21 protein-coding genes and 1 pseudogene are annotated in these 26,728 nt (G+C 36.6%); 18 read left to right on the top strand and 4 right to left on the bottom strand.

Annotation, left to right across the window (positions count from 1 at the left end):
* Positions 1-230: 230 nt before the first annotated feature.
* Complete coding sequence (locus tag PRVXH_RS09275) at positions 231-1,151, bottom strand: helix-turn-helix transcriptional regulator (protein WP_353892502.1); 921 nt, start codon at positions 1,149-1,151, stop codon at positions 231-233.
* Positions 1,152-1,596: 445 nt separating this feature from the next.
* Between PRVXH_RS09275 and PRVXH_RS09270 the strand changes: the two genes are divergently transcribed.
* The 7 genes from PRVXH_RS09270 to PRVXH_RS09240 all read left to right on the top strand — a co-directional run bounded on the left by PRVXH_RS09270 (position 1,597) and on the right by PRVXH_RS09240 (position 10,526).
* A complete protein-coding gene (locus tag PRVXH_RS09270; RefSeq protein ID WP_353892501.1) occupies positions 1,597-2,685 on the top strand; it encodes an ABC transporter permease in 1,089 nt (362 codons plus the stop codon).
* A 13-nt stretch (positions 2,686-2,698) separates the two neighbouring features.
* Positions 2,699-3,886 (top strand): hypothetical protein, encoded by a 1,188-nt coding sequence (locus tag PRVXH_RS09265; RefSeq protein WP_353892500.1) that lies wholly within the window; start codon positions 2,699-2,701, stop codon positions 3,884-3,886.
* 7 nt (positions 3,887-3,893) lie between these two features.
* A complete protein-coding gene (locus tag PRVXH_RS09260; RefSeq protein WP_353892499.1) occupies positions 3,894-4,559 on the top strand; it encodes an ABC transporter ATP-binding protein in 666 nt (221 codons plus the stop codon).
* Between the two features lie 1,091 nt (positions 4,560-5,650).
* Positions 5,651-6,946, top strand: coding sequence for an ABC transporter permease subunit (locus tag PRVXH_RS09255; RefSeq protein ID WP_353892498.1), 1,296 nt, complete (start codon positions 5,651-5,653; stop codon positions 6,944-6,946).
* 62 nt (positions 6,947-7,008) lie between these two features.
* On the top strand, positions 7,009-8,310 hold the full coding sequence (locus PRVXH_RS09250) for an ABC transporter permease subunit (protein ID WP_353892497.1): 1,302 nt from the start codon (positions 7,009-7,011) through the stop codon (positions 8,308-8,310).
* Between the two features lie 22 nt (positions 8,311-8,332).
* Positions 8,333-9,241 (top strand): ABC transporter ATP-binding protein, encoded by a 909-nt coding sequence (locus PRVXH_RS09245; protein WP_353892496.1) that lies wholly within the window; start codon positions 8,333-8,335, stop codon positions 9,239-9,241.
* Positions 9,234-10,526 carry an ABC transporter permease gene (locus tag PRVXH_RS09240; RefSeq protein ID WP_353894571.1) on the top strand — a complete coding sequence of 431 codons (1,293 nt, stop codon included), beginning with the start codon at positions 9,234-9,236 and terminating at the stop codon, positions 10,524-10,526. The genes PRVXH_RS09245 and PRVXH_RS09240 overlap by 8 nt, the downstream gene beginning before the upstream one ends.
* 141 nt (positions 10,527-10,667) lie before the next feature.
* Here the strand turns inward: PRVXH_RS09240 and PRVXH_RS09235 are convergent, their stop codons facing one another.
* On the bottom strand, positions 10,668-10,853 hold the full coding sequence (locus tag PRVXH_RS09235; protein WP_353892495.1) for a hypothetical protein: 186 nt from the start codon (positions 10,851-10,853) through the stop codon (positions 10,668-10,670).
* A gap of 618 nt (positions 10,854-11,471) precedes the next feature.
* On the opposite strand from PRVXH_RS09235, the gene PRVXH_RS09230 reads away from it, so the two are divergent.
* From PRVXH_RS09230 to PRVXH_RS09205, 6 genes are all read left to right on the top strand, one after another.
* A complete protein-coding gene (locus PRVXH_RS09230; RefSeq protein ID WP_353892494.1) occupies positions 11,472-12,782 on the top strand; it encodes an MFS transporter in 1,311 nt (436 codons plus the stop codon).
* A 110-nt stretch (positions 12,783-12,892) separates the two neighbouring features.
* On the top strand, positions 12,893-13,447 hold the full coding sequence (locus PRVXH_RS09225; RefSeq protein ID WP_353892493.1) for a winged helix-turn-helix domain-containing protein: 555 nt from the start codon (positions 12,893-12,895) through the stop codon (positions 13,445-13,447).
* A 176-nt stretch (positions 13,448-13,623) separates the two neighbouring features.
* Positions 13,624-14,718 carry a dipeptide epimerase gene (locus PRVXH_RS09220; protein WP_353892492.1) on the top strand — a complete coding sequence of 365 codons (1,095 nt, stop codon included), beginning with the start codon at positions 13,624-13,626 and terminating at the stop codon, positions 14,716-14,718.
* A 68-nt stretch (positions 14,719-14,786) separates the two neighbouring features.
* Entirely contained in the window at positions 14,787-15,068 is a 282-nt protein-coding gene (locus tag PRVXH_RS09215; protein WP_353892491.1) for a hypothetical protein, read from the top strand.
* 190 nt (positions 15,069-15,258) lie between these two features.
* Positions 15,259-17,061 carry an oligoendopeptidase F gene (gene pepF, locus PRVXH_RS09210; RefSeq protein WP_353892490.1) on the top strand — a complete coding sequence of 601 codons (1,803 nt, stop codon included), beginning with the start codon at positions 15,259-15,261 and terminating at the stop codon, positions 17,059-17,061.
* Positions 17,062-18,495: 1,434 nt separating this feature from the next.
* A complete protein-coding gene (locus tag PRVXH_RS09205) occupies positions 18,496-18,888 on the top strand; it encodes a hypothetical protein (RefSeq protein WP_353892489.1) in 393 nt (130 codons plus the stop codon).
* Positions 18,889-18,998: 110 nt separating this feature from the next.
* On the opposite strand, the gene PRVXH_RS09200 is transcribed toward PRVXH_RS09205, so the two are convergent.
* The gene (locus PRVXH_RS09200) at positions 18,999-20,738 is read right to left on the bottom strand and encodes a sigma 54-interacting transcriptional regulator (RefSeq protein WP_353892488.1); all 1,740 of its coding nucleotides are present in this window, start codon (positions 20,736-20,738) and stop codon (positions 18,999-19,001) included.
* A gap of 266 nt (positions 20,739-21,004) precedes the next feature.
* Between PRVXH_RS09200 and PRVXH_RS09195 the strand changes: the two genes are divergently transcribed.
* The 5 genes from PRVXH_RS09195 (at position 21,005) to PRVXH_RS09175 (ending at position 25,462) form a co-directional block, all read left to right on the top strand.
* Complete coding sequence (locus tag PRVXH_RS09195) at positions 21,005-22,288, top strand: L-serine ammonia-lyase, iron-sulfur-dependent, subunit alpha (RefSeq protein WP_353892487.1); 1,284 nt, start codon at positions 21,005-21,007, stop codon at positions 22,286-22,288.
* A 214-nt stretch (positions 22,289-22,502) separates the two neighbouring features.
* A complete protein-coding gene (locus tag PRVXH_RS09190) occupies positions 22,503-23,966 on the top strand; it encodes a transcription antiterminator (protein WP_353892486.1) in 1,464 nt (487 codons plus the stop codon).
* 245 nt (positions 23,967-24,211) lie between these two features.
* On the top strand, positions 24,212-24,781 hold the full coding sequence (locus tag PRVXH_RS09185) for a GNAT family protein (RefSeq protein WP_353892485.1): 570 nt from the start codon (positions 24,212-24,214) through the stop codon (positions 24,779-24,781).
* A 174-nt stretch (positions 24,782-24,955) separates the two neighbouring features.
* A complete protein-coding gene (locus PRVXH_RS09180; protein WP_353892484.1) occupies positions 24,956-25,114 on the top strand; it encodes a hypothetical protein in 159 nt (52 codons plus the stop codon).
* A gap of 63 nt (positions 25,115-25,177) precedes the next feature.
* Positions 25,178-25,462, top strand: coding sequence for a hypothetical protein (locus PRVXH_RS09175; RefSeq protein ID WP_353892483.1), 285 nt, complete (start codon positions 25,178-25,180; stop codon positions 25,460-25,462).
* 378 nt (positions 25,463-25,840) lie between these two features.
* Here the strand turns inward: PRVXH_RS09175 and PRVXH_RS09170 are convergent.
* Positions 25,841-26,500 (bottom strand): annotated as a pseudogene (locus PRVXH_RS09170) (manganese catalase family protein); the annotation flags it as partial.
* Positions 26,501-26,728 lie beyond the last annotated feature (228 nt).

The following is a 26,728-nucleotide window of genomic DNA, read 5'->3' as shown; positions in this document are numbered from 1 at the left end:
AAGAAAACCACACCAAATTAAGCAGAACCGACAATAAAGACACTAAAACAGGGTGAAGCTATTCTAAGCCCATCACCCCTAGCCAACGCTCTTACGGCGTCACCCCTAGCCAACGCTCTTGCGACGTCACCCTGAGCTTGCCGAAGGGTCTAGCCCACAAGAGCGCAAAGACCCTCAAAACGGACACAAACGAACCTATAACTTTTGTAAAAACTTGGACTTTACCTTTATCATTGCCTTATACAACCCTGTTTCTTTAGATCAGCATAATTAGACAGCATAAGCTTTTTTAATTTATCTTGTCCATAGGCTTCACATAAGCAGATTGCTAATTCCACAGAACTTTTGTAGTTTTTATCCTTTAAATAGAACTGACAAACTCCTTTACTATAATACAAAAGGTTTAAGCCAGCATAAATTCTGTTGTTTTTACACCAATCAACCCCAAAATTTGAATACTTTAGACCATTTATGTAATCGCCCTTTCTAATATAGGCACCAGCTAGATTGTGACAAATTTTTGGGTATAATTCATCTGTGTTTTTTATTGTTTTAATACTAAACTCCAGTATATTTAAGTACTCTTTATTTCTTCCTAAGCTGTTTACAATCATGCCAATGTTCATAAGTATCCTAACTTCTGTAGAGGAATAAACATATGATTGAAAATTGTCCAACTCGAACTTAGGTGTTGTCAATTTAATGGCTCTGATTAGCATATTTAACGCTTTAGAGGAGTCATTTTCTTTTTTATACTTAATAATGCCTTTAGCAAAAAGAAGCTGCTGTTCTATTAATCTTTTGTAGTATTTATTTTTTATCTTTGGTATCATTTTATTAATTTTTTTAACTTCCAACTCTAGCTTTGAAAAGTCGCCGTTATCAAGGTTTCTCTCCAACCTGGCTTTTTTTTCTTGTAACAATGAGTAATCTTGATACCTATGCTTAAAAAAAAGTAGCAACACATCTTCTTTTAACACTGGAGACAGGTACTCTAGCGTTTCAATTTTAGGCACCACTTTTCCCTGCTCTACCCTTCGTAAAGTTTCAACATTTACACCTGTAGCTTTTGAAACATCAAGCTGGGTAAGCACATGTTTCTTCCTTAAAGACCTTAATTTTCCCCCAAAAGTAGTTAGACTATATTCCATCTTACCCCCCTCTTTTCTCCTCGTTTTCTGACCCCACTTTAAAGTGGGTTGTAGTTCTTAATTAAATGTTATAATATTTAGTCAAATAAAACAAGGGAGAGAAAGCTTTGAAGTAAATGATGCTAACTTATATAAGTATTATAGTTATTATAATGTTTATGAGCTCAGGTCAACTTTTAACAGCGGGATGCTTGGGGTGCAAGAGCTAATAGTCACATAAGACGATGCTATGTGAGAGCCCGCCAAGGAGATTTTGATAGTGATCGGATATGGAGTAATGTGGCTTCCAGTGAAAATGATGACAAATTTTATCGAGCGTATACATCTAGGAGAAGGTGGCCATTTCAAGATAATATTATCTTGAAATGGATGGAGATACTTTTAAGATGGGTTCCCGAGCATTTATTTGCTCGGGGATATTAATTTAAGTTTGGGGTGATTTTAATTGAGACAGATATTACATAGGTCTTTTTTGCTAATGGTATTATATGCTGCCGTAGCTATGTTGTTTATCCTTTGTTTTTCTACTATTTATGAGTTCTACACCATCAAAAAAGAAAATCCTGACTTTTTATCAAATCAGCATGTACGGGTTTCTATAATAAATAGGGAACTAAACGTTACCGTTACTGATTTAGTAGAATTTACTAAAGAAAACACAGAAAATGCCATCATTTATAGGGATTACCCATGGTCACGGGGTAAAAGTGTTTTGTTAAATGGAGTAACAAATTTTAAACCTAATATTATTGAGGGACGGAGTTTTAAACAGCAAGACTTTGAAAACAGTACACAAACAGTTGTAATAGAAGAGAGTTTGCAAGAGCAATGCATCGAAAAAGGTGGAGTGAAATACTTTCTTCATCAAAGTAATCTTTATGAGGTAATTGGGATCTTTCAACTAAATGAAAGAGAAACAAGCCGAGCATATTCAAGCTATTATGATAATAACAGCTTGTACTATGTAAATATGGCAGCCGATTTTGATAATATTGACTACCATCTTGAAGGGGAATATATTTTTGATTTACAGGAAAAAAGTATGTCTTTCTATAGTGGGTTTTATGAACATATGACAGAAATTGACTCCAGCTTAGAAATAAGAGGTGAACCCTATCAGGGTGATGCTACAGATCACTTACTTGCTTCACTAAGACAGTCCTCTTTCATTATTCTAATTTTTATAATAACAGTTTGTCTAGTTTTGCTTAATGTGTTTTCCATTACGAGACACTGGGTAGAAGGTAGAAAAAAAGAGGTGGCTGTAAGACTTTTATCTGGTGGTAACAAGTTTTACATAAAATGGCTTATAATTAAAGACTATATTCTTATTGTCAGCTTTGGGTATCTAGCAGGAATAATTATACCGGTGTTGATTATAAGTGCTAGTATAATCCCTTTTATAGGATCTTCTATGCCGGTAGTGGTAATTGGCCTTGGGTATATGCTGGTGGTTATTATAGGAATTGTGGCTAGTTGGATTTTTCTTACCAGATGGCTTAGACAAGATATAGTTATGCACTTGAGGAGCTAAGGGGGGAGTTATCATGAAGCAGTTGAAATATGCTTGGGAGGATCTGATTGAAAAAAAAGGACGAAACTTTGTCCTCTTTTTACAAATACTTGCTGCATTAATCGTATTTAGTTTAACTATAAAACTTATATTAGACTTAAACTTTTATCAAAATCAAATTGACCACTTGACCAAAGAACAGGAAGTTTTTGCCCTGGTAGACAACACTGATGAGTTAACTTTTTCACGAGATATAATAAATTCCGAAGATGCATCTGAAAGATTAGTTATTCTATACGAGTTCATGAAAAATGACGATAAATTTAACTCATATACTGTTGGAACCGGTCATTCAATGTTTTTAGATTCAAGCACAGAACTACCAGATTCTTTTATTAGATTTAGTAGTGGTGATAGGCATGCTTATAATATGGTTAGAGTGGATGAAAACTTTATAGAGGTTTTTAACTTAAAATGTACAAAAGGAGAGAAGTTTGCGTCTGATGATTTTATTAGTTCAGAAGAGGCGGTTCCTATCCTATTAGGTTATGAGTTTTTGGATTACTATGACCTAGGGGATGTTATCTCATCAGGGGAAATAGATTATCAGGTAAAAGGCTTTTTAGAAAGTCTTTCTTATTATATAAACCCCCTTAGAAGTGGGGATATTTTATGGCTGGATAGAACCTTTGTGGTGCCTTTTCAAAGTGATAGATTTAATGGAGTAGTAGACTATGAAAATGTAATTAACTCGACCTATTTTATCACTGATCAACGGGCTGATTTGCAACCTATCATAGAAAAATCAAAGGAACTCAATTTATTTACTTTTGGAGTTAGAAGTTTTAGTGAGCAGATGGACAATATTAACAGAGATATTACTGTCACAATTAGTTTTTTAACTATTATATTTTTAGTTGTACTATTATTTTGTATTATAGGACTGGTTTGTAATCTAATCCAATTTATTAATGAACGTAAACAAGAATTTGCAGTACACTTGTTATGTGGGGGAAGGGTGGGGTTAATAATTGCTCGCATATTATTGCAGGTTTTGTCTTTAGTTTTTTTAGCAAATATTATTGTGATATCTATTCATAGAATATCTACCGTAAGTTTCATAACCATTATATTTAGTGTTTTGTTAACTTTTGTAGTTACTTTGTACCCAGTTGTGAAGCTATACCGTACTCCCATCAGTACAATACTTAGAAGGAGTTGAATAGAGAATGAGTATTAGGCTAACTAAAGTAGATAAAATTTATGGGCAAGGTGATGCCAAGGTCCACGCGTTAAAAGAACTTTCTCTTACTATCACAACAGGAGAGATGGTTGCTATTATGGGTCCTTCTGGTTCTGGAAAGTCCACTCTTTTAAACATTTTGGGCTGTATTGATAGACCTACAAAGGGTGAATATTCTTATAAAGAAAATGAGATTAGCCATATTAAAGCTAAAGAAATGGCTAGGCTTAGAAACGAGGTTTTTGGTTTTGTGATTCAAGACTTTGCTTTAGTGGATAGGTATACTGTTTTTAAAAATATCATGATTCCACTTTCTTACTCTCAAAAAGCTATAAAGTCTAAAAAAGAGAAAGTGGAATCAGTTTTAAAGCAGCTAAATATTTCTGAAAAAAGAGATGTCTTGGCAGCTAATTTGTCAGGAGGGCAAAGGCAAAGGGTTGCTATAGCAAGGGCGATAGTTAATGAGCCGGAAATTATTTTAGCAGATGAACCCACCGGGTCATTAGACAGTGCTACAGGGCAGGATGTTTTAGATATTTTTACCAAACTCAATTCTGTAGAGAAAAAGACAATTATTATAGTAACCCATGATAAGGAAGTAGCCTCTTGCTGTCATCGTATAGTAAACATTCAAGATGGCATGATTGTATAAGCAATTACTGAATTTAATAAGGGGATTATTTACTGCATATGCTTATGTATTCACCTTGATGGCGAATATGATTTAGATTGAAGAGAAGCGAAAATTGCTGACCCGTTTACTGTTTTTAAAAGAGAATAACCCTTTAAAGGCGTTTTTACCAAAGAGATACATATACTTCACCCATAATCAAGCCTGCCCGTAGGGGCGCAAAGACCCCGAGACGGATACTAAGCAGGGACCTAAATCTAGGCTAACTTGACTCATATTCTTTTAACATTTTTCTAGTGGGGATAAACCAGTTCTACAAAACATAAGCCCATAGATTCTTCACTACGTTCAGAATGACAGATTCAAAAACCACACCAAATTAAACAAAACCGACAGCCCTCCCCGCTAAACACAAAGTAACATTAACGAACCATTCTAAGCCCATCACGCCTAGCCAACGCTCCTACAACGTCACCCTGAGCTTGCCGAAGGGTCTAGCCCACAAGGGCGCAAAGACCGGCGAAACGGACAGAAACGAACCTATCACTTGATCAGCCACTAATAGCCCAGTTCATAAGACATAACCCATAAGATTCTTCACTCCGTTCAGAATGACAGAGCCAAAGAAAGACCACGCACAAAATCATCAACGCCGATAACTTACCCATTCTAGTCATCATATAGAAAAGTTTTATAATACCTCTTAAGTCAGATCCACCCCACGAAACTAAGCCAACGCCCTGCAATTCTGTCACCCTGAGCTTGCCGAAGGGTCTAGCCCACAAGGGCGCAAGACCCACGTAACGAACCCCATTTTAAACTGGGTTATCTTTTAGTTAAATGTTATAATATTTAGTCAAATAAAACGAGAGGTCAGAAAACCGAGTGTGAAAAAAATTAAATAAAAAGAAATGTTAGTTAACTAAAATTTAATAAATCAATGCTTAGGATATGTTATGATAAAGATAATATTAGAATATTTTAAATCTTTAAACTAATATTTAGCCACACAAAATAGTTGTTGTACAAGATAAATCATTGGAAGCGGAACTTATTTTATTTGGCTTACGCTTATGTACTATTTTTCAATTTATACTTTTGGAGGTGAACAAATGGGAAGTTATATAACATTTGAACTAAAGAGAAAGCTTAAAGACCCTAAGACATGGTTTTTAATGGCCATAATTTTTATCATATCTTTCCAAATGATTGGAGACTACAGAGCTGATGATGCAAGGAGACCTTACCGATTCATTAATTTGAGGAGTGTTCCTGAAATACACCTTGATAGTTATAGAGAGTTTGACTGGGATGTTTCGGACTCAGCTATTGATTTTCTGCATATATGGTTGGAAACCTATGATCAAGCTCAAGCAGCATATTTGGCAGAAGATTATAAGGAATATACCCGCCTTTATTCTTTAGCTAACCTACATCTTTCCATATTCAATACTCCACAGGAAGACCATCCTTGGTCTGAATGGTGGGATAAAGAAATTAGAGAAATATGGGGTGATGTAAGCGGAGGCATAGCATATGAAGAAATCGAGTTTTATAATCCAAGAAGAAGACCAAACTATTATTCAATAATAAGTGGGCAGTTATACCATCAATTGCATGCAAATAACATTGAACCTATCGGCAGATATCATATGGACAGCATGACTTTTATGTATCACTATTTTAGAGAAATTGTGCCCATGCTTTTAGCCTTTGTTATTGTTATTTTAGTTTTTGATAGCATAAATGACCAGTGGAAAAGTGGAAACTTAAAACTGATACTGACACAACCTTTTTCCAGAAAAAAATACCTATTATCTAAAATAATTATCAGTATCTTGCATGTATTGTTTGTTTTGCTGATACCAGCCTTAGTTATTACTTTGCTCTTGGGGTTGTCAGATGGATTTGAAAACTTTAAGTACCCTGTGACCTATTTAGAAGGTGGGTTTACCTCTACCGACCCAATGCCTAACTACTTAGAGAGCAACAAGGAGCAATTTGGCATTCAAGTGTTAGGCATAAGTGAATATTCATTAATACGTCACGGTGTAAGCGAAAGGCTAACCTTGATGCCGCTGTATCAGTTTTTGCTTTTGGCCTTAGCTTTACTAGTGCTGTGCACAGTGTTTTATGTAGCCCTAAATATTTTTATATCTTCTGTCACCAAAAACAAAATAATCGGCTTTAGTGCTGCCGCCGTTATCAGCATTATAGGGATTGCGGTAAGCCAAAGGTGGATAGTTGATGAGAAGCTAAACCTAAGTCCCTTTACCATGAATAACCCAGTAAACATCTTAAACGGAAACTACAACACAACTCCACTGTTAGCTATTATAGTGCTAGTCACCGCAACAGCCCTGCTTATTTTAGGTAACATATGGTATTTTAAAAAGAAAGATTTATAGGCGTTATTAGCTAAACGTAACTAGAAGCAACAGGCATAATTATCAGTAGGGGAGGTGAACAAATGAAGAGTTATATAACATTTGAACTAAAGAGAAAGCTTAAAGACCCTAAGACATGGTTTTTAATGGCCATAATCTTTATCATATCTTTTCAAATGATTGGAGAATACAGAGCTGATGATGCAAGGAGACCTTACCGATATGTTTGTCATCGAATCTTTCCTGAATTAATTCTTGATGCTTATAGTCAATTTGGTTGGGATGTTCCGGACGCAGCTATTGATTCTTTGCATATATGGATGGAAACATCCGATCAAGCTCAAGCAGCATATTTAGCAGAAGATTACAATGAATATACTCGCCTTCATTCTTTTGTATACTTACTTAATCCCAGATACACCCCCCCACAGGCAGATGATCCTAGGGCTGAATGGTGGGACGAGGAAATTAAGAAAGTATGGGATGATGTAAGTGGAGGTATAGCATATGAAGAAATTGAGTTTTACAACCCCAGAACTAACTCTCCAATCTATTACTTCCTAAAAAATGGGCAGTTATACCATCATTTGCATATAAATGACATTGAACCTATCGGCAGATATCATATGGACAGCATGACTTTTTTGTACCACTATTTTAGGGAAATTGTGCCCATGCTTTTAGCTTTTATCATACTAATTTTAGTTTTTGATAGCATAAATGACCAGTGGAAAAGTGGAAATTTAAAACTGATACTAACCCAACCTTTTTCCAGAAAAAAATATCTATTATCTAAAGTTACTATCAGTATTTTGCATGTACTTTTTGTGATACTGATACCAGCTCTAGTAATCTCTTTGCTTTTGGGGTTATCAGATGGATTTGAAAACTTTAAATACCCGGTGACCTATCTAGAAGGTGGATTTACTTCTGCCGATCCAATGCCAAATTATTTAGAAAGAGATACTGAGAGAATGGGTAACTACCAAGCATTGGGTATAAGTGGATATTCATTAATACGTGGTGACATTAGCGATAAGCTAACCTTGATGCCGCTGTATCAGTTTTTGCTTTTGGCCTTAGCTTTACTAGTGCTGTGCACAGTGTTTTATGTGGTCCTAAATATCTTCATCTCCTCTGTCACCAAAAACAAAATAATCGGCTTTAGTGCTGCCGCCGTTATCAGCATTATAGGGATCGCGGTAAGCCAAAGGTGGATAGTTGATGAGAAGCTAAACCTTAGTCCCTTTACCATGAATAACCCAGTAAACATCTTAAACGGAAACTACAACACAACTCCACTACTGGCTATCATAGTGCTAGTCACCGCAACAGCCCTGCTTATTTTAGGTAACATATGGTATTTTAAAAAGAAAGATTTATAAAAACATTAAGGTGGTGTTATAAATGAATAAAAACGCTGTGGTAGTTGTGGAAAAGCTAAACAAAAGCTACGGCAAAAGGCATATTTTAAAGGATGTGTCCTTTGAGGTAAACAAAAATGAAATAGTTGGGTTTATAGGGCCAAACGGTGCAGGAAAATCCACAACCATGAAATGTCTTTGTAACCTGGTAATACCAGAAAGTGGACATATAGAAATATGTGGCGTTGACGTACTAAAGGAGAAAGAAAAGGCCTTGGCACAACAAGCATCGCTAATTGAAAGCCCCGGTCTTTATCAAGACATGACTGGTAGGCAAAACATTCATTTAATAGCAAAAATGAGAAATATATCAAAAACAAGAGTGGAAGAAATTGAAGAATTTACTCAATTAGGGCAAAAGCTGGACATTAAGGTATCGCAATATTCCATGGGAATGAAGCAAAGGCTAGGATTAGCAATAGCCCTTTTGAGCAAGCCTAAATTTCTCATTTTGGATGAACCTACAAATGGCTTAGATCCAGGTGGCATAATCGGCTTAAGAAGTACATTAGAGCAGCTAATAGAAAAAGAAGACATCTCGATACTGTTTTCCTCCCACCAGTTAGGTGAGGTAGAAAAGCTAGCCGATAGAATTATCTGTATAAACAACGGCAAAATCATAGAAACCCCTAAAGCTATTGAAGAGCGGTTTAGTTATATATTACAGCTTTCCTCTGTGGAAAAAGCCAAACCCTTTATAGAATCTGTAGCTGACCCTGAAAAGGTAGAGTATATATCAGACAGCGTAAAAATCACCTTCAAAGACCAAGATTCTTTATCAGAGCTGCTATGTAAACTAATAAAAAACGACATTTTAGTGCTAGACATACACCGAGCAGAAATGGATATAGAGTCAGTTTATAAAGAGGTATATGGTGAAGAAAATGATTAAGCTAATCCTAAGCGAATGGACAAAATTTAGAGGAAACAATAAAAACAAAATAATAATTGCATTAATGATAGCTTATCTGTTGGGGTTAGTAATTTATAACGGAAACTTACATGACAGCTATATGTATGATAAAGAAAGAGATATGGGAGATCAAGCACGTGAAGCAACGGGAAGGCTACAGGTCCTAGACATGCTAGAGGAGATGGGCCTTGAAGGTGTTGATCCTGAAGAACCAGGTTCTGTGGAAATAGAGCTAGATGAATTAGAATCTATCGAGGTAGATTCAGAAGAACTTAGCCCTGCAGGGATAGATTTTGAAGAAGTAGAGTTTTTAATAACAGAAGCGTCCACATCAACTCAGTTGGGAACTTATTATCGTAGTCCTGGTATGATGTCATGGCAAAGAGCGTTAGAGATTGAAAACGAAAAGTATCACAACCTAATCTTTGGTGCGGAAAATAACTACATGAGTGAGGATATCTTAAGATATAGAAATCAGCTTCCGGAGCAGCTTAGAGAAAACATAGCTATAAATGAACATCTGATAAAAAACAACATAGAACCTCAGCACTCACCATATCAAATAAATGGTTTTCAGTTTTTGCTTTTTATCCTAAGAGGGTACACGCCACTGATATTATTGGCATTGATAGCTATTTTAACGGTGGATATCTATTTAGGAGAAATAGAAGAGGGAAGCTACAAAACATACTTTACCCAGCCCTTTTCCCGAGCCAAAATCTATTGGTCAAAGCTAATAAGCATAATGATGTTTACAACGGCGATATTAGGAGTTATAATACTAACATTTTTTATAGTGATAACAGCGATATATGGGATAGGAGACCTAGATTATCCACAGGCGATAGCTACTTCAGAAATGCTAACATCACTAAGCAGCAACGGAGAAAACCTAGGGCAATATCAAATAGTGTCCACCGGACGATATCTAGCGTTGGGATATTTGTTGTTCGTGGCAATGCTGGTAATGACAATTGCTTCAACCAAAGCAGTCTCTATATTTATCAATTCAATCTCCTCAACCTTAGGCCTAGTAACAGGGGTGTTTATGCTAAACTTTGTTTTTGATTCCACATTATCAAATGCATCTATCTTTAGATTTATTCAGCCCCTTGCATACTCCAACATAGATCTAGTTATTAGAGGTCAGGTAAACGCATCCTATGTAGTAGGAATATTACTGGCACTGACTCTAACCATAGTGATGATAATTCTAAGCGCTACAAAACTTATAAAATCTGACTTGTTAGGTTCTGAAGGGTAGAAAAAGAAAGTCAATGGTCCAAAGGTTTTAACGTTATTCCTGATCCAAAGATAAGGATTTAGCCCGCAGGAGAATTTTCATTAAATAAAAATCTAAAGCCCAAGCTGAAAGGAGCTTGGGCTTTACACTACAAGTATTACCTTATCTCTTATTTTTGTTTTGATTTTTAAAAAAAGTATCCGGATTATCTAGCAGCTCATCAAGTTCAGTCATGTTTTGCTTTTTCTTTGACTGAGGGGGATGAGCTTTTCTTTTTTTAGAGCCATATCTACCAGCCTTCCACATAAAATAAGCCCCAACAATAAAGATTAAAAGAACCCACTCCACAAAAACCACCACCGTAAAATTTTGTTACTATATTCTATACACGAATACACAAAATTTGCAAATGTTTGAACTAAGCTGGCTCTGCTTTAAGGTCAGATTTATAGGAGATAGGGGATAGCGGATAAAAAAGCGAATTTACAATTTACAATTTACAATGGACAATTGACAATTTAAACCCAGTGGACAATTATACATGTTCTCTCAAAGAGGGTGGGGGCGATCTCTGTGTAGGTGCAAACCCGTAATTGGCTATGGTAAACGCCTCGCAGAAAATCCCCAACGTCACCCTGAGCTTGCCGAAGGGTCTAGCCCACAAGGGCGCAGGACCCACACAATGAACATAAGACACGAATACACCCGCCAAAGAGGGTAGGGGGCGACCTTCGCCCCGTGCTACATGGCTAACCCCAAAACTCATTTGCCTCCTTTACAGTGATAAAGTTTTAGAGGTTATCCCTGTGATAAATTAATATAAGTAATCGTATAATGGGTATCATGGCGCTGTTTAAGACAACAAATTGTTAAGAAATTGTTAACTATCAGCATGGCACTTGACTAAATTATTTCTAACGTTTAAAATTATTTTAACGTTAGAAATAATTTTTAGGAGGGTTTCAAATGAATCAGGCAGTTATCAAACAGCAAGGTGAGTCACAACCTAACTCATTATTTAAAAATAGTAATTTCCTACTGCTTTGGTCAGGTCAGATGGTTTCACAATTGGGAGATAGCTTTTTTAACTATGCCTGCATTATATGGATTATCAATAACATGGGAGCAGCTTCCCTTGCGAGCATCATGATGTTTGCTTCGATACCTGGAGTTATATTAGGTCCATTGGCAGGAACGTTAGTCGACACCTTAAATAGAAAAGCCATTATTTGTGTTAGTGATTTTTTTCGAGGTTTGCTAATGCTAGGAGCGGCAGTCTTAATGTATAACGGTAGTTTTACCGGGGTTCATATGTATTTCATTTTTATTTTAGTTGGTATAGTTAGTGCTTTATTTAACCCATCGATAGGTGCAGTATTACCCACTATCATAAGGCGTGATGACTTGCAGCAGGCAAACTCACTTCGGCAGGTTACTCAATCTGGTGCAGGAATAGTAGGCCCTAGTTTAGCAGCTATCCTATTTGCAAGCTTCGGAGGCTCTGAAGCCAGCTTAGCTTTACCAATACTTTTTTTCATAAATGGTAGTTCATATATAATATCTGGTTTTGCTGAGCTATTTTTAAAAATCCCTGCGCTTAAACGGAAAGTAGATAGCAGCAAAAATGCATTTTACAACCTTAAAGTTGATATGATTGAAGGACTAAAATATATATGGGAGTCCAATCTGTTTTTAAAAATGGTATCTTTATTTGCCATAATGAATTTTTTCATATCTCCCCTTATTCCAGTAATAATTCCGGGAATTATGTTAGAAACTCTTCAAATAAGTGAAACATTTTTAGGGTTTATACAATCTGCTATAGCCTTTGGTTTTTTAATAGGTGCTTTAGCGTTGTCAATATTAAAATCTAATAAACATGCCAAGCTACTTACTCAAAGCATTTATCTAATGGCAGTTAGTATTAGTTTATCTGGGGTTGTAATGGCAATACCCATTTTTACGAACATAAATCCTATGGTTACAGTATATACTATGTTGGTGCTAGGTGCTCTAATAGGTATTTCGGCAACCTGTGCTAATATTCAAGTTTCGGTTATTTTTCAAAAGGTTGTTCCTGATGAAAAAAGGGGAAGGGTATTTGGGTTTTTAAATACTGTAAGTACTGGTCTTATTCCCATTTCTTACGGTACAATGGGAGCTTTTGCATTGATTTTACCATTGTTTTATCAACCGATTATCGGTGGTATTTGTATAGCATTGGGAGGCTACAGCTTATCAAAAGTTAAAAGCTTTAGAGCTCTTGATAAAACTTAACAAAGTCAATCCCTCAAAAGCGAGGGATTGCTTTTTATATATTTAATTGTTAAACTTCTAAATAAATATAAAAGTATAAGTTGTGGACGATTTAAAAGAGGAGGAGTGTCATGGTTAGCAATAACACAGATATAAGAATTGCACAGGTTAAGGCGTTGGCGAATGACCTCAGAGTAGCAATACTAAGAGAACTTGAAAAACAAAATAATCCCGTCTCCATTAAATTCATTGCCAATAAGCTTAATGAAGATGCAAGCAAACTACATTATCATTTTAAAACCTTAGAAAAAGTGAAACTTATAAAAGTCGAAAAAACAAGAGAAATTAACGGTATCACAGAAAAATTTTACTCTCTCAATGTTGACAAGGATTTTAGCTTAGAGTTGTCAGCAAAGAAAGATGCGAAAGCTGTTAAAGATCTTTTGCCTTACATGGAGCAAAAGGCAGCAAATATAATACGTAGAATCGAGGATTTAAGTCCAGATGATGAGAATTTGCTTTTTGGAAGCATTATGGATCTTAAAATGAGTAAGGATGAAGCGCAAAATTTTAACAAAGAAATCAAATCCTTTAATACCAAAGGCTCAATGAACTTAAAATACCATCAAAATCCCGACGGTGAAGAATATGATTTTATGATTTTTTGTATCCCTAAAAAATCATAAGCATCTAGAACGGGCTGTCTCAAATTATCTTTCTGATAATATTGGACAGCCCGTTTTTTATTCTTCTATATCCTGCGTGACGAAACTAGAATACCCGCTCTCCCCCTGGAATTTTAGCCCAAAAGAAGGTATAATAAATCATAATACACAAAATTCAAAAAATAAGGAGGCCAGTTATGAAAATAAGCAAAATAGACATCTACCCCATAAAACTGCCGCTGATAAAACCATTTGTGATAGCCTATGATACCTTTTTAGACATGCCATCTATAATAATAAGGGTGGAAACAGACAACGGACTTGTTGGCTACGGAGAATCGGTGCCCGATGAGCATGTCACAGGAGAAAGCTTTTACTCCACCATAGCCTTGTTAAAGCATAACATAATTCCTAAAATAATCGGCCAAAACCCCTTTGATATTGAAAAAATACATAAAATAATGAACGCCACAGTCAAAAACGCCCCGGCTGCCAAAGCAGCTATAGACATAGCCTGTTATGACATGATGGGCAAGGCCACAAATCAGCCGCTTTATAACCTTATAGGGGGCAAATACTGGGACTTTTTAGAGATCCCCCATGTGCTAAGTATAGGTGAACCAAAAGAAATGGCATATGAAGCTAAGGAAGCTACTAAAAAAGGATATACAACCATAAAAATAAAAGTTGGGGATAAAGATTTATGTAAAGACATTGAAAGGATAGCTCTCATCCGACAAATCGTTGGAAGAAACGTAAAACTTAGAGTTGACGCCAACCAAGGTTGGGTAACCTCTGCCAAAGCGTTAACTGTGCTAAAGGAAATAGAAGACTGTGCTATGGACTGGATTGAACAGCCTATCTTGGCAGATGACATACAGGGGCACAAAAGAATTAGAAACCAAATAAACATACCGGTAATGATTGACGAGGGGCTGCATGGAGAAAAAGAAATGCTGGAAATAATAAATTCAGAAGCTGCTGATTTTATCAACATAAAGCTAATGAAATCAGGGGGGATATACCCCGCCCTAAGGCTAGTTCATCAAGCAAAAATGGCAAATATTCAATGTCAAATTGGCTCCATGGTTGAATCAAGCATAGCCTCGCTAGCAGGAGCACATCTATCCATTGCACAAAGCAACATAATCTCAAATGAGCTAGGTGGACCCCAAATGATTAGCAATGATTTAGCCCAAATGGACTACCAAAAAAACAAACTATACCTATCAGAAAAACCAGGCCTAGGAGTAGACATTGACCAGCAAAAGTTAAAGGAATTGAAAGTGTAATAGTAGACATAACCTAATCCCCTCTTTCATAAACATTATAAACAAACCCATAATGAGGAGGGGTAAAGGTGATTTCTGAAAAAGTTGCAAAAGTGATAAAACAGTTAGAAGACACTTATATACAGTATTATTCCTCATATAAAGTGGAGGACTTTGATGATAAAAAAGAGGTAGTAATTACAAAGAAAAAGGAATTAAAAAAGCTAGAAAGAATCTTAAGGTATTTGTACACAGAAAATCTGCTAGAAGTTATAAAACACTCTGCAGAGGTAGAGGCAAAGATTGATGAGCTGAAAGTTCAAGGTAAAAACAGAGCTAAAGATATTTTACTTAAACGTAAAAGAATATAAACCTAATCTTTTTGAAGTAGTAAGAAATCTCAGGTTGACAGCGTATTTATACATAATAAACTGAGATTTTTTTATTTAGAGACATAAGTTGTATTTATTTTTTAATTTTTCTTTAAAATAACTCTAAAACCATTGCTAACATCGGACATCGTTTATATAATTATAATAATATCAAAAAGGGGTGAATATATTGAGCGAAAAACTATTAAGCCGGAACGAAGTGGATGTTAATCTTACCTGGGATTTATCACATATATACCAAGGGGAAGAAGAATATCAAAAGGCGTTAAGTGAAGCTGTACAAATGGGGAAAGACTTAGAGAAGTACAAAGGCAAACTAAACAATGTAGATACAATTTTACGTTGCATTGAAGATTTTGAAAAGCTATACATAAAAGCTTATCAGTTAGGAGCATATGCTTCTTTGGCTGTTTCCGTTGACGAAACAAACCAAGACAATCAAACAAGGGCTATGAAGTTTGAAGTTACTGCATCAGAAGTCTTAAGCTCTGTATCTTTTATTGAAAGTGAGTTAAAGGAAGCTGAGTATGACGTGCTAGAAGAAGCTATTAATAAAACTAAAGAGTATAGGGTTTATTTAGAAAAAATAAAGAAAAGTAAGGCTTACACTTTACACCCTGAAGTGGAAAAAGCATTAGCATCTCTTTCGCCGGTATTAGACTCTCCTAGTAGAATATACAACCAGGCTAAACTTGTTGATATGGACTTTAAGCCGTTTACAGTTGATGGCAAAGAGTACCCGTTAAGCTTTGTTTTATTTGAAAATCAGTGGGAAATGGACCCAAATACTAAGGTTAGAAGAACAGCCTTCAATGCATTTTCTGAAAAGCTAGAGCAATACAAGCATACAATAGCTAGCGCATACCAAACCCAGCTCCAAAAAGAAAAGACTCTAGCAAATATGAAGGGACACAAATCAATTTTTGACTATCTATTATTTGACCAAGACGTTGATAGAGAACTATATGATAGACAAATAGATGTAATTATGGAAAAGCTTGCTCCTCATATGAGAAGATATGCTAAGCTTATCAAAAAGCTTTACAACCTAGATAAAGTAACCTTTGCTGATTTAAAAGTGCCTATCGATCCTGAATATGATCCTAAGGTTACGGTGGAAGAATCAAAAAAATACTCTCTAGAGTCCTTAGCAATTATGGGAGAGGAGTATTTAAACATAGTTAAAAAAGCCTTTGATGAAAGATGGATAGACTTTGCTCAAAATAAAGGAAAATCAACAGGAGGATTTTGCGCAAGTCCCTATGGTGTGCATTCTTATATTTTACTATCATGGACCGGTCAAATGGGTGACCTGTTTACCTTAGTTCATGAACTAGGGCATGCCGGACACTTCTATATTGGACAGAAGCATAATAACATGTTTAGCGAAGAGCCATCACTTTACTTTATAGAAGCCCCATCCACGATTAACGAGATGCTTCTTAGTAACCACTTAATAGAACAAGAAGATGACCCAAGGTTTAAAAGATGGGTGCTATCATCAATGGTTGGCAATACCTACTACCATAACTTTGTAACCCATCTATTAGAAGCGGCCTACCAAAGAGAAGTTTATAAAATAATTGATGCTGGTGGAAGTGTGCATGCCGACAAGCTTAGTGAAATAAAAAGAGAAGTGTTAGAGAAATTCTGGGGAGACGCAGTAGAGATAAACAAAGGTGCAGAGCTGACCTGGATGAGACAGCCACACTACTATATGGGACTTTACCCTTACACCTATAGCGCAGGACTAACAGTTGCAACAGATGTAAGTCAAAGAATCTTAAAAGAAGGCCAGCCAGCAGTAAATGATTGGCTAGAAGTGCTAAAGGCAGGAGGAACAAAATCGCCAGTAGAGTTAGCCAAAATGGCTAATGTAGACATAACAACAGATCAGCCACTAAACAGAACAATTGAATTTATAGGCGGTCTAATAGACCAAATAGAACAACTAACAGAAGAAATAAAATAAAAACAAAAACTGCTGCAAAAAAAGCAGCAGTTTTTTTAATGCCTTATATTAGGTGACTATATAGGAAAGCCCCTACTTTTTTCACACTCCAACCATCTACTATCTAACTGGTTTTCTGGGGTAGAGGGGGCATTCCCCAAAATAAGCAGCCAGTATTTTTTCCTGACGTCATCCTGAGCGTAGCCGAAGGATCTAGCCCACAAGGGCGCTAATTTCAAACCCTAATTGGCCACGGTAAACATAACGAAACAAGCTACATGCTTGGTCCAACCCCATTCATAATAGATACTCATATAGGCAAGACCCAGTTTTAAATGCAGCATAAATGAGAACTTTTAAAGTGTATATTATTAGCAAAATCTCCTGCAATTTAACAAAAACCGTTTATTTATAGACCAAGCAGAATAAGCAAATTTATAGCAAGCCCTTTGACCCAGCATGTAGCTAATTTATACGTTTTCGCGGCCAGTTGCTTTTTGTAATGGTAATCAGTAGTAAGAGGTCAGATGTTAGTAAAAACTACCATAACAAAATAGGGGGGCGAATCCCCGCAGAGCTATCCCGCACGTCATCCTGAGAGCGCAGCCGAAGGATCTAGCCCACAAGGGCGCTAATTTCAAACCCTAATTGGCCACGGTAAACATAACGAAACAAGCTACATGCTTGGTCCAACCCCATTCATAATAGATAATCATATAGGCAAAACCCTGTTTTAAACAGCAAAGACACTGTTTTTTTAAAGTGTATGTTATTAGCAAAATTTCCTGCAGTTTAACAAAAACTATTTATTTCCAGACCCAGCAGAATAAGCAGATTTAAAGCCTGCCCTTTGACCCAGCATGTAGCTAATTTATACGTTTTCGCGGCCAATTGTTTTTGGTATGGTAATCAGTAGTAAGAGGTCAGATGTTAGTAAAAACCACCATAACAAAATAGGGGGGCGAATCCCCGCAGAGCTATCCCGCACGTCATCCTGAGAGCGCAGCCGAAGGATCTAGCCCGCAAGGGCGCTAATTAAAACCCTAATTGGCCACGGTAAACATCACGAAACAAGCTACATGCTTGGTCCAATCCCATTTATATTAGGTGACCATATAGGAAAGCCCCTGTAAAACCGTTTATTTGTAGACCAAGCAGAATAAGGAAATTTGGAGTGAGTTATAGACCCAGCATGTAGCTAATTTATACGTTTTCGCGGCCAACTGTTTTTAAAGATGTTTTCCTTCAGGGTCCAGTTGGTCAGCAGAAGGATTTACCGCATTGCACACCCCCCACCCCTCGAAGAGTAGGGGTTGACCTCCGTGTCAACCCAGCCCAAATGGCTAACAAAAATGGCATAAACTCCACCACCCCCCTATGACCCACTCAAAATCAGTTCTAAACTTTACCTTTCGATCATATACTGATATGTAGACTAATCTTGGGGGTGGACATATGAAATATCATGATAAAAGCGAAGATTCATCGGTGATGAGAGTAAGGAAAAACAGAGAGGATAGATGGGAATCTCTAATAAAAAAATATGAAGAAAGCAATAAAAGTTGGGATATATATGAAATACTGACTATATTACATGATTTACAAGACTACTTATGTGTAGACTTTCCAAAGAATAGAAGTGTTTCTCAGCATCAGATAAGAAAGGCCTTTAAAAACGTTTGCCAGGTAGCAATCTCTTTAGCAGAAAAGCAACAAAACACCCAAACTAGCTTAACGCGCTATGAAACCAACAAACTTTGTCACACCATAAAACTACTTAAGATAGAAGACAACAAGGCAAAAGAACCAAAGGAGTCAAAGGTTAAAATTAAAGAAAGTAGTAAATAGAGTTAAATCATTTCATCACTCACCCTTAAAAAGCCATTCGTAGATGCATTAAAGCCCCATTGTTGCAGCGTATAACTTGCTGCAACAATGGGGCTTTAATTTAGCCAATTTCACGATCGGATCTTGCGATACAAGGTAGCCCTTCCTATTCCTAAGGCCTTAGCTGCTTTTTCCACGCACTTAAACTTAGCGAGGGCTTTTTCAATTTCCCGCTTTTCCAGTTCCTTAATAGGTACAATTTCATAATTTCCTTTATCTTTTAAACTCGAAGATAGCAGTCTAGAAGGCAGATGCTCCCGCTCAATCACACTACCATTACACATATTAACGGCATACTCTATTGTGTTTTCTAGCTCCCTTACATTACCGGGCCAACGATATTTTATAAAAATATCATAAACTTCATCATCCACATTTTCAATCTCTTTATGCAACCTCTTATTACAACTAGACAGAAGGTGCTTCACTAAAGTATATATGTCATCCTTTCTTTCCCTTAGCGGAGGGATAGAAAGAGGTATTACATTAATCCTATAAAACAAATCATCTCTAAACTCGTTTTGAGAAACCTTTTTTTCTAAATCTTTATTTGTCGCTGCTATCACTCTAATATCTATCGGTATCAGAGATTTCCCACCTATTTTTTCTATCATTTGCTCCTGGAGCACCCGCAAAAGTTTAGCTTGAAGGTGAAGTGGCATGTCTCCAATCTCATCTAAAAATATAGTTCCACCATTGGCTAACAAAAACTTACCAGCCTTTCCGCCTTTCATAGCACCTGTAAAAGCTCCCTCTTCATACCCAAAAAGCTCACTTTCCAAAAGTTGATCGGGTATGGCAGAACAATTTATCGCTATAAAGGGACCGGCCTTTCGGTCGCTGTTAAAATGGATCGCTCTTGCAAAAAGCTCTTTGCCTGTACCGCTTTCGCCTTGAATTACAATGCTAGATGATGACTGACTAGCTTGTCTAGCTGTATTTTTTGTCTGTACAAACGTATCGCTGTCGCCTATTATATCGGCAAAATTTGTAACAATAGAACCAGTGGTGATATCATTGACCACACCTAAAGCATCGGACAACTTAGTAAAAACAAAAACAATGCCACAAGTTTTATTATCTATAGTAATTGGATTTGTATCAAAGATTCCCCGTACATAATTTTTGCGATGTCTATATACAAACTCTTTGTTTTTAACTTTGCAATCTTCAACGATTGAGCTTTCAAAGGCACTATCGCCAATTAAATGCTTCATGTTTATTTTATTTTTATCTGGATCAGAGAGGCCAAAAAGCTTTAAGGCACTCTTATTATAGCTCAAAATATCTCCACTGTGATTGGCCAAAATAATTCCTTTGTCCACTGAGTTAAGAACAATTTCTAGTTTCTTAGCTAATAACTCAATTTCCTCTAGGTTTGATTGCTCAGCTAGCTTTGAGGAAACAAGCTCTGCCATCTTATTTAAAAAATTCATCAGATTATCCTTGTTGTATAAAATCTTTTCTCGCTGCTGTTTATCAAACGCAATAAGACCAATTACTCCAATTACTTCATCGTTAATCTTAATCGGACAACAAACCTCTGCAAACTCCTGGCAATCTTTTATGGACTCGCACTGCTTGCAGACCTCATGATTGCCCGCCTCTTCGATGATAAAGCTCTCTTTGTTTCGTATAGCAACTCCAAAAGCGGATCGGGCCGAAACTTTTTCGCCACAGCGACTCCCATAACTGCCAGTGCCCGCTACTCTAACTAGTTTTTTATCGACTACTGTAACGTCCACGCCTATAACACTAGCAATTGCTTGAGAGATTTTTAAAACATTAGGAGCAATCTTCATTAAGTCCATAAAAAACACCCTTTCTACGATATACCCTAATTATAGCATAATTTTGCTAATATATTATCCAGTTTTGTAACTGTAGTTTGCTACGACAGCTTCTAAGTCTCATATTGAGACGACGGCGAATCAAAAATCTCATTATGAGACAATTGATTGTTTTCTATTTAAACTAATCCCCTATAAACCCTGATTTTAAAGGTTTTGCCAAGTTGGCCTAAAAGTTGCTATATAAATGATTATTACAACAACTAGGCTAGGAAGGGGAGGTAACAATGAATTTAGAGAAAATAATTATAGATACCCTGCAAAAGGAAGTAGCACCGGTAACAGGTTGCACAGAGCCGGTAGCGGTTGCGTTAGCATGTTCAAAGGCGCGGGAGCTTATAAGTAGCGATGACATAAAAAGCATAAATATTTACGTAAGTCCGAATGTATATAAAAATGGACTGGCAGTTGGAGTCCCTCACACAGGTGAGGTAGGTTTACACATAGCTGCGGCGTTAGGGCTGGTAGCACCACAAAGTTCGAAGGGGTTAGCTCTTTTAAAATACCTAAACTGCGAGGATGTTAAAAAAGCAAAGTCACTATTAAAAGCTCATCAAATACAGATTGGAATAGAAGACACCGACGATAAAGTTTATGTGAAGGTAGAGTTGCAGTCAGATAATAATCAATCGAAAGTAGTTATTCAGGGTTGCCATGATAGATTTGTTTATTTAGAACAAGACGGGAATGTCCTCAAAAACCAAATATCTCAAAATGAGACTAAAGCAGAAAAACAAAGCATTTATTCGGAGAAAATTAGCGCATTGATTGAAACTATTGAAAAAATCTCCTTAACGGACATCAAGTTTCTTATAGAAGGGGCTCACATGAATAAGGATATAGCCCGATATGGTCTAGAAAATAAATGTGGAATGGGAGTGGGGCGCACTCTTAATCAGTATATAGAAAAAGGAGTTCTAAGTGACGATATAATAATTCACGCAGAAAAGCTTACAGCAGCCGCCTCTGATGCACGCATGTCTGGAGTTACCCTGCCTGTTATGACTAGTAATGGGAGCGGAAACAATGGGTTAACAGCAATTCTTCCTATAGTGGCTTATCAAGAAAAAGTAGAAGTATCGGAGGAAAAACTGGCTAAAGCTCTAGCCATTAGTCATATTTTAAACAGCTATGTAAAACATTATATCGGCAGGTTGTCTCCGTTATGTGGCTGTGGTGTAGCTGCTGGCCTAGGGGCGGGAGCGGCGATAACATGGCTTATGGGTGGTACGTTAAAGCAAATAGAAGGAGCAATCCAAAATATACTAGGAGATATTTGTGGCATGATCTGCGATGGCGCTAAAGTAGGGTGTGCTCTAAAGTTATCAACATCGGCTTCAATTGCGGTAAAATGTGCCTTGTTAGCTTTAGATAATCAGATAATACCAGCGGGTAACGGAATTATAGCAAAGACACCGGAGCGCACCATAAAAAACTTAAGCAACCTTGCTACAGTAGGAATGCAAGGTGTTGACTTAGCTATAATAACAGCAATGCAAAAAAATAATTAAATATAATGACAAAAAAAGCAAGGCAGCTTATGGTTGCCTTGCTTTTTATTAGTTTTTTTACATTCCATATAACTATAGCTACATTAAGTACAGACAAAAAAACCTTTTAGTGTTATAATGCCATAAAGGAAAATTAGAGGAAAAAAAGCAGTCTGGGGTAAACTACTCTAGAGGGCCGTATTCCAACCGGAAACAAAGGAAAGGAGATTAAGGTATGAAAGAACGGGACAAAAGCATATTAAACCTTATTATAGATAACGGCAGTGTAGGGTTAGATGAAATGCTAAAGCTATTTGAAATTTCTAGAAGAACGCTATACTACAGCATAAGCAATATTAACAAAAGCATAAAAGATGCAGGTGAAATCAGAAGGGTAGAGGGTAAATTTGCCTTTGTAGGTGACCTGGAAAAATTGAAAAGCGTTTTAAATAGCGTAGAAAAAGATTTTTTAGATTACTATTCTAGAAGAAACTATATCCTTAAAAAAATTATACTTGGTGAAAACCTCACCATAGAGAAAACAGCTAGTAGTATGGCGGTAAGCAAAAACTTAGTTGTTCAAACGCTAACAGACCTTAAAAATGAGCTACACCATAATCAATTAAGCTTGGTTTACGAGGGAAATTACTTAATTCGTGGCGCAGAAATCAAAATAAGAGAAATGTTTATGCATATAATCAGCTCAGAAGATTTCCAAGGGCAAAAAATAGATAGCCAGATAGCAGAGTTTGATAAAAAGTATGACCTAGAGCTTACAGAATCCTCGCTTCACCAGCTATCTGCTATAGTAAAGCTAGTAAAACACAGAACCTCAATAGATCAAAGCCTAGAATGCTACGAATTTACTGAGGATGCTAAAAACTTTAGTTATTATAATGACACTGAAGATTTGACATGCACAACCCTTAACCAATATGAAAAAGCTTTTTTAACAATTTACATATGCTCCTTAACTAGCCTTAAACCGCATACTGATGAAAACACAATCAAAAAACTTGTAAAAAAGCTGATTACTCACTTTGAATTTAGAGCAGGCATTAAGATAAAGAAAAAAGAGCAATTTGAACAGATACTTGCACGGCACTTTCTTTTTTCATATAATCGCCTACGATACAAAATCCCTGTGCATAACCCCTTATTATCAGAGATAAAAAACAAATACAAAGAAACCTATAGCTTAACTCAATCAATCATATCTGATTCAAAAATTTTTCCAGAACTTAGCGGGATTCGAGAGGAAGAAATAGCTTACATCAGTACTTATTTTGGATACTATGTCAAAAAGCAAGATAGAAATAAAAAACCTAAAAAACAAAGAATGTTAATCGTGGGCAATCAAGGTGCAGACATATTAAAGGAGCTAAAATCTCAAGTAGAAGATAATTTCCCTTTTGTAGATGTTATAGCCGCAGTCCCAACAAAAGAAGTGGACCTTTATGCTAGGCAAAGCGATAGAATAATATCCACAGTTCCACTAGCAGATCATGACAACGTAATAGTGGTAAACCCTGTGTTAACAGATAACGATTTAGAGCTATTAATGGAAGAGCTATCAAGAAGTGCTCCGGTAACCCTAGATATAGATAAAGTAATAGAAATAGTAAAACAAAATGCCACAGTGCATAACGAAAAAAAGCTAAGAAAAGAAATCCTACAAACCTTAAGCCAAAATCACTAAATACTAAAAAACTCCTATGGGCCTAGTCCTATAGGAGTTTTATAGTTGATGCTTAACTCCAAAAATAATTTAAAAAATTTTAGAACTCCAAGCAGGGATTAACTGTTCTAATAAGAATATACATAAACATGATAATAAACCAGAAAGGGTGATAAAAATGCTAAAAACAATAGATGAAAGCAAAAGAAAAAAATTAAGAAGGGTGGTCAAAGTTTAACCCTTCTAAAAAAACAGGAGGAAACAAATTGATCAAAGGAAAAAAAGTAATTATTAGACCGTTACAGCTAGGAGATGAAGAATTTTTACACAAATGGTGGAACGACGGTGAAATGATGGCACATGCCACTTTAGCTTATGGAACCCTGCAAACTAAAGACACAATTAGAGCAAGCATACAAAAAGAAAACGAAAACCAAAGTCTATACCCTACAAACAAAAGATTTTTAGTTTTAGAAGCTAAAAACCAACAGCCCATCGGTGAGATTAACTACGGAGGCTGGAGCCCCAGAGACCAAAAAGCAGAGTTTGGCATAAAAATTTGCGAAAAAGAGCAGCAAGGACAAGGATACGGTCTAGATGCCCTATACCATTTTATAGACTATATGTTTAAATTCCTAAACTTAAATAAAATAGAGCTAACCTCAATAACAGACAACCAAAGAGCCCACAGCCTATACAAAAAGCTAGGCTTTAAAGAAATAGGAATAATAAGGCAGGGAACCTTCGACTCTAGAACAGGCTCCTTCGCCGATGTCATGTATATGGATTTGTTAAAAGAAGAATGGCAAGAAACAAAAAGCAACCTAAAAATCTAATCAAGAAGGTCCCGAACAATCAAGTTCGGGACCTCTCAATATTGACTTATAACAGACTATTAACTAAACGTGGGAGGTGAAAAGCTATCTTACTATGGTGGCTTAATGATATAATCCTTTACATAAGATATCAAAAATTACCTGCAAATAAATAGAAGAGAGGTGCACATAAATATGGAAAAAAAGCATCTATTTATCCTAGGCGCAGTTACCTGCCTAATAATTTTTGCAACAAGCATGGTCTATGCAGACACCATCCCAATACTTACACTGCCAGGCATAGCGGGCCTAGCAGGTCTAATCTACTGTACAATGAAGGCTTCAAACAGCTAGAAGCTTGATTTAATTTTAGAGTGTCACAAACTCATGATGATTGAAGGTGATAAATTGCTTAGTTTGAAAAAACTCTTAACCAAAAGTAATATATACTGTGCCTTCGGGTTTGGGTTACTATTACTTGTCCAAGCTAACTATACTCAAAACGATGTAGCAGGACTTATTCTTAACATAATAAAAATTATCTTAGCTTTATACTTTTTTAAACTATCTTCAAAATATGATGACAATAAACCGGACATTGGATCATTCAATTTTAAAACAAAGGACAAGATATATATAACAGGTGCAACAATAGTTATATTACTAGCAATCCTAGTTCCAATAATTATCTTATTAAGATAAGGCAGCTAAGCCTCCCCTAGAAGCTCATCCAAACAAGACCTTTTTATCCAACCATATTATAGTCAAGCTAAAAAAAAAAGTCGGCCAAAATCGCCGACTTTTTTTCTAGCTCATTTTATTCTTCTGATCTTGACTACTCTTCATCTGACCATCTTGCTGAACGTTGTTCATCTGTTGATCTTGAGTTTGCCCAGAACCTTGCTGCTGGTTTTGTTGCTGTCCCTGCTGCTGGTGGCTTTGCTGACTCTGCTGTCCCTGCTGGCCTTGCTGACCTTGTTGTTGCATTAAACTACCATGCTGGGTATGCTGCCCTTCTTTGAAAATTTGACCACCTTGTTGAGTTTGTCCCTGCTGCTCCATGGCATGAGCAGGCTCTTGGAAACTTGGATGTTCAGGATGTCCTGTTTCAAAATATTTACCCGGGGTAGACAAGTCAAAGTAAAGCCTAGCCTGCTCATCTACACCAAAGTCCATATTAGAACCAGTTTCTTGAACCTTCTGGAATGCCTGTCTAAACAAAGCGTTATGAGCTTCCTCGCGGTTAAGAAGGAAATCGATGGTGTTTTTAACATGCTTGTCGTCAATTTGACGATAAAGCAGCTCATAAACAACCTTAGCCCTCTGCTCAGCTGCAATATTAGATAGAAGGTCTGCCGGTAAGTCTCCGGTAACATTTACATAACCTGCAGTCCAAGGAAAGCCAGAAGCATTAGTTAATTGAGGAGCTAAGCCTGTCATAGTATGAGCCTCAATAGACCCGGCATTTACCTGGTTAACATCAGGCTCATCACCATTTAATAGATTTATAGTCTGTGCTACCATTTCCATATGACTTAACTCTTCAGCACCAATGTCTAAAAACAAGTCCTTAATTTCAGGGTCTTTAATCCTAAAACTTTGGCTGATATACTGCATAGCAGCCTTTAACTCACCTTGGCCACCACCAAGCTGCTCTAGCATCATAGCAGCATAAGTTGGATTTGGCTTTTCAACCTTAACCTCAAAGTTATCTAGCATATGCTTTTCATGTTTAAACAAAGAAGAAAACCTCCTTTTGATTTTAAGTTTTCTCTGTTATATTGTTTGCAGTTTTGAGCAAAACTAATAAAATTAAAATTTCCTTTTGTTTGAAAAAAAAATTGAACTGGTCTAAAGTAGAAAGTAGAAATGTTTCCCTCAAAGAGGGTAGTGGCCGCGCCTCTGTGCCGGCCAAGACCAAAGATGGTTTCAGCAAATAACGCCGTCAGAAATGACAAACCCTCAACG

The sequence above is a fragment of the Proteinivorax hydrogeniformans genome (genome assembly GCF_040515995.1).
Classification (GTDB): Bacteria; Bacillota; Proteinivoracia; order Proteinivoracales; family Proteinivoracaceae; genus Proteinivorax; species Proteinivorax hydrogeniformans.
Note: the sequence above shows the minus strand (reverse complement) of the source record. Positions and strands in the feature narration are given on the sequence as shown.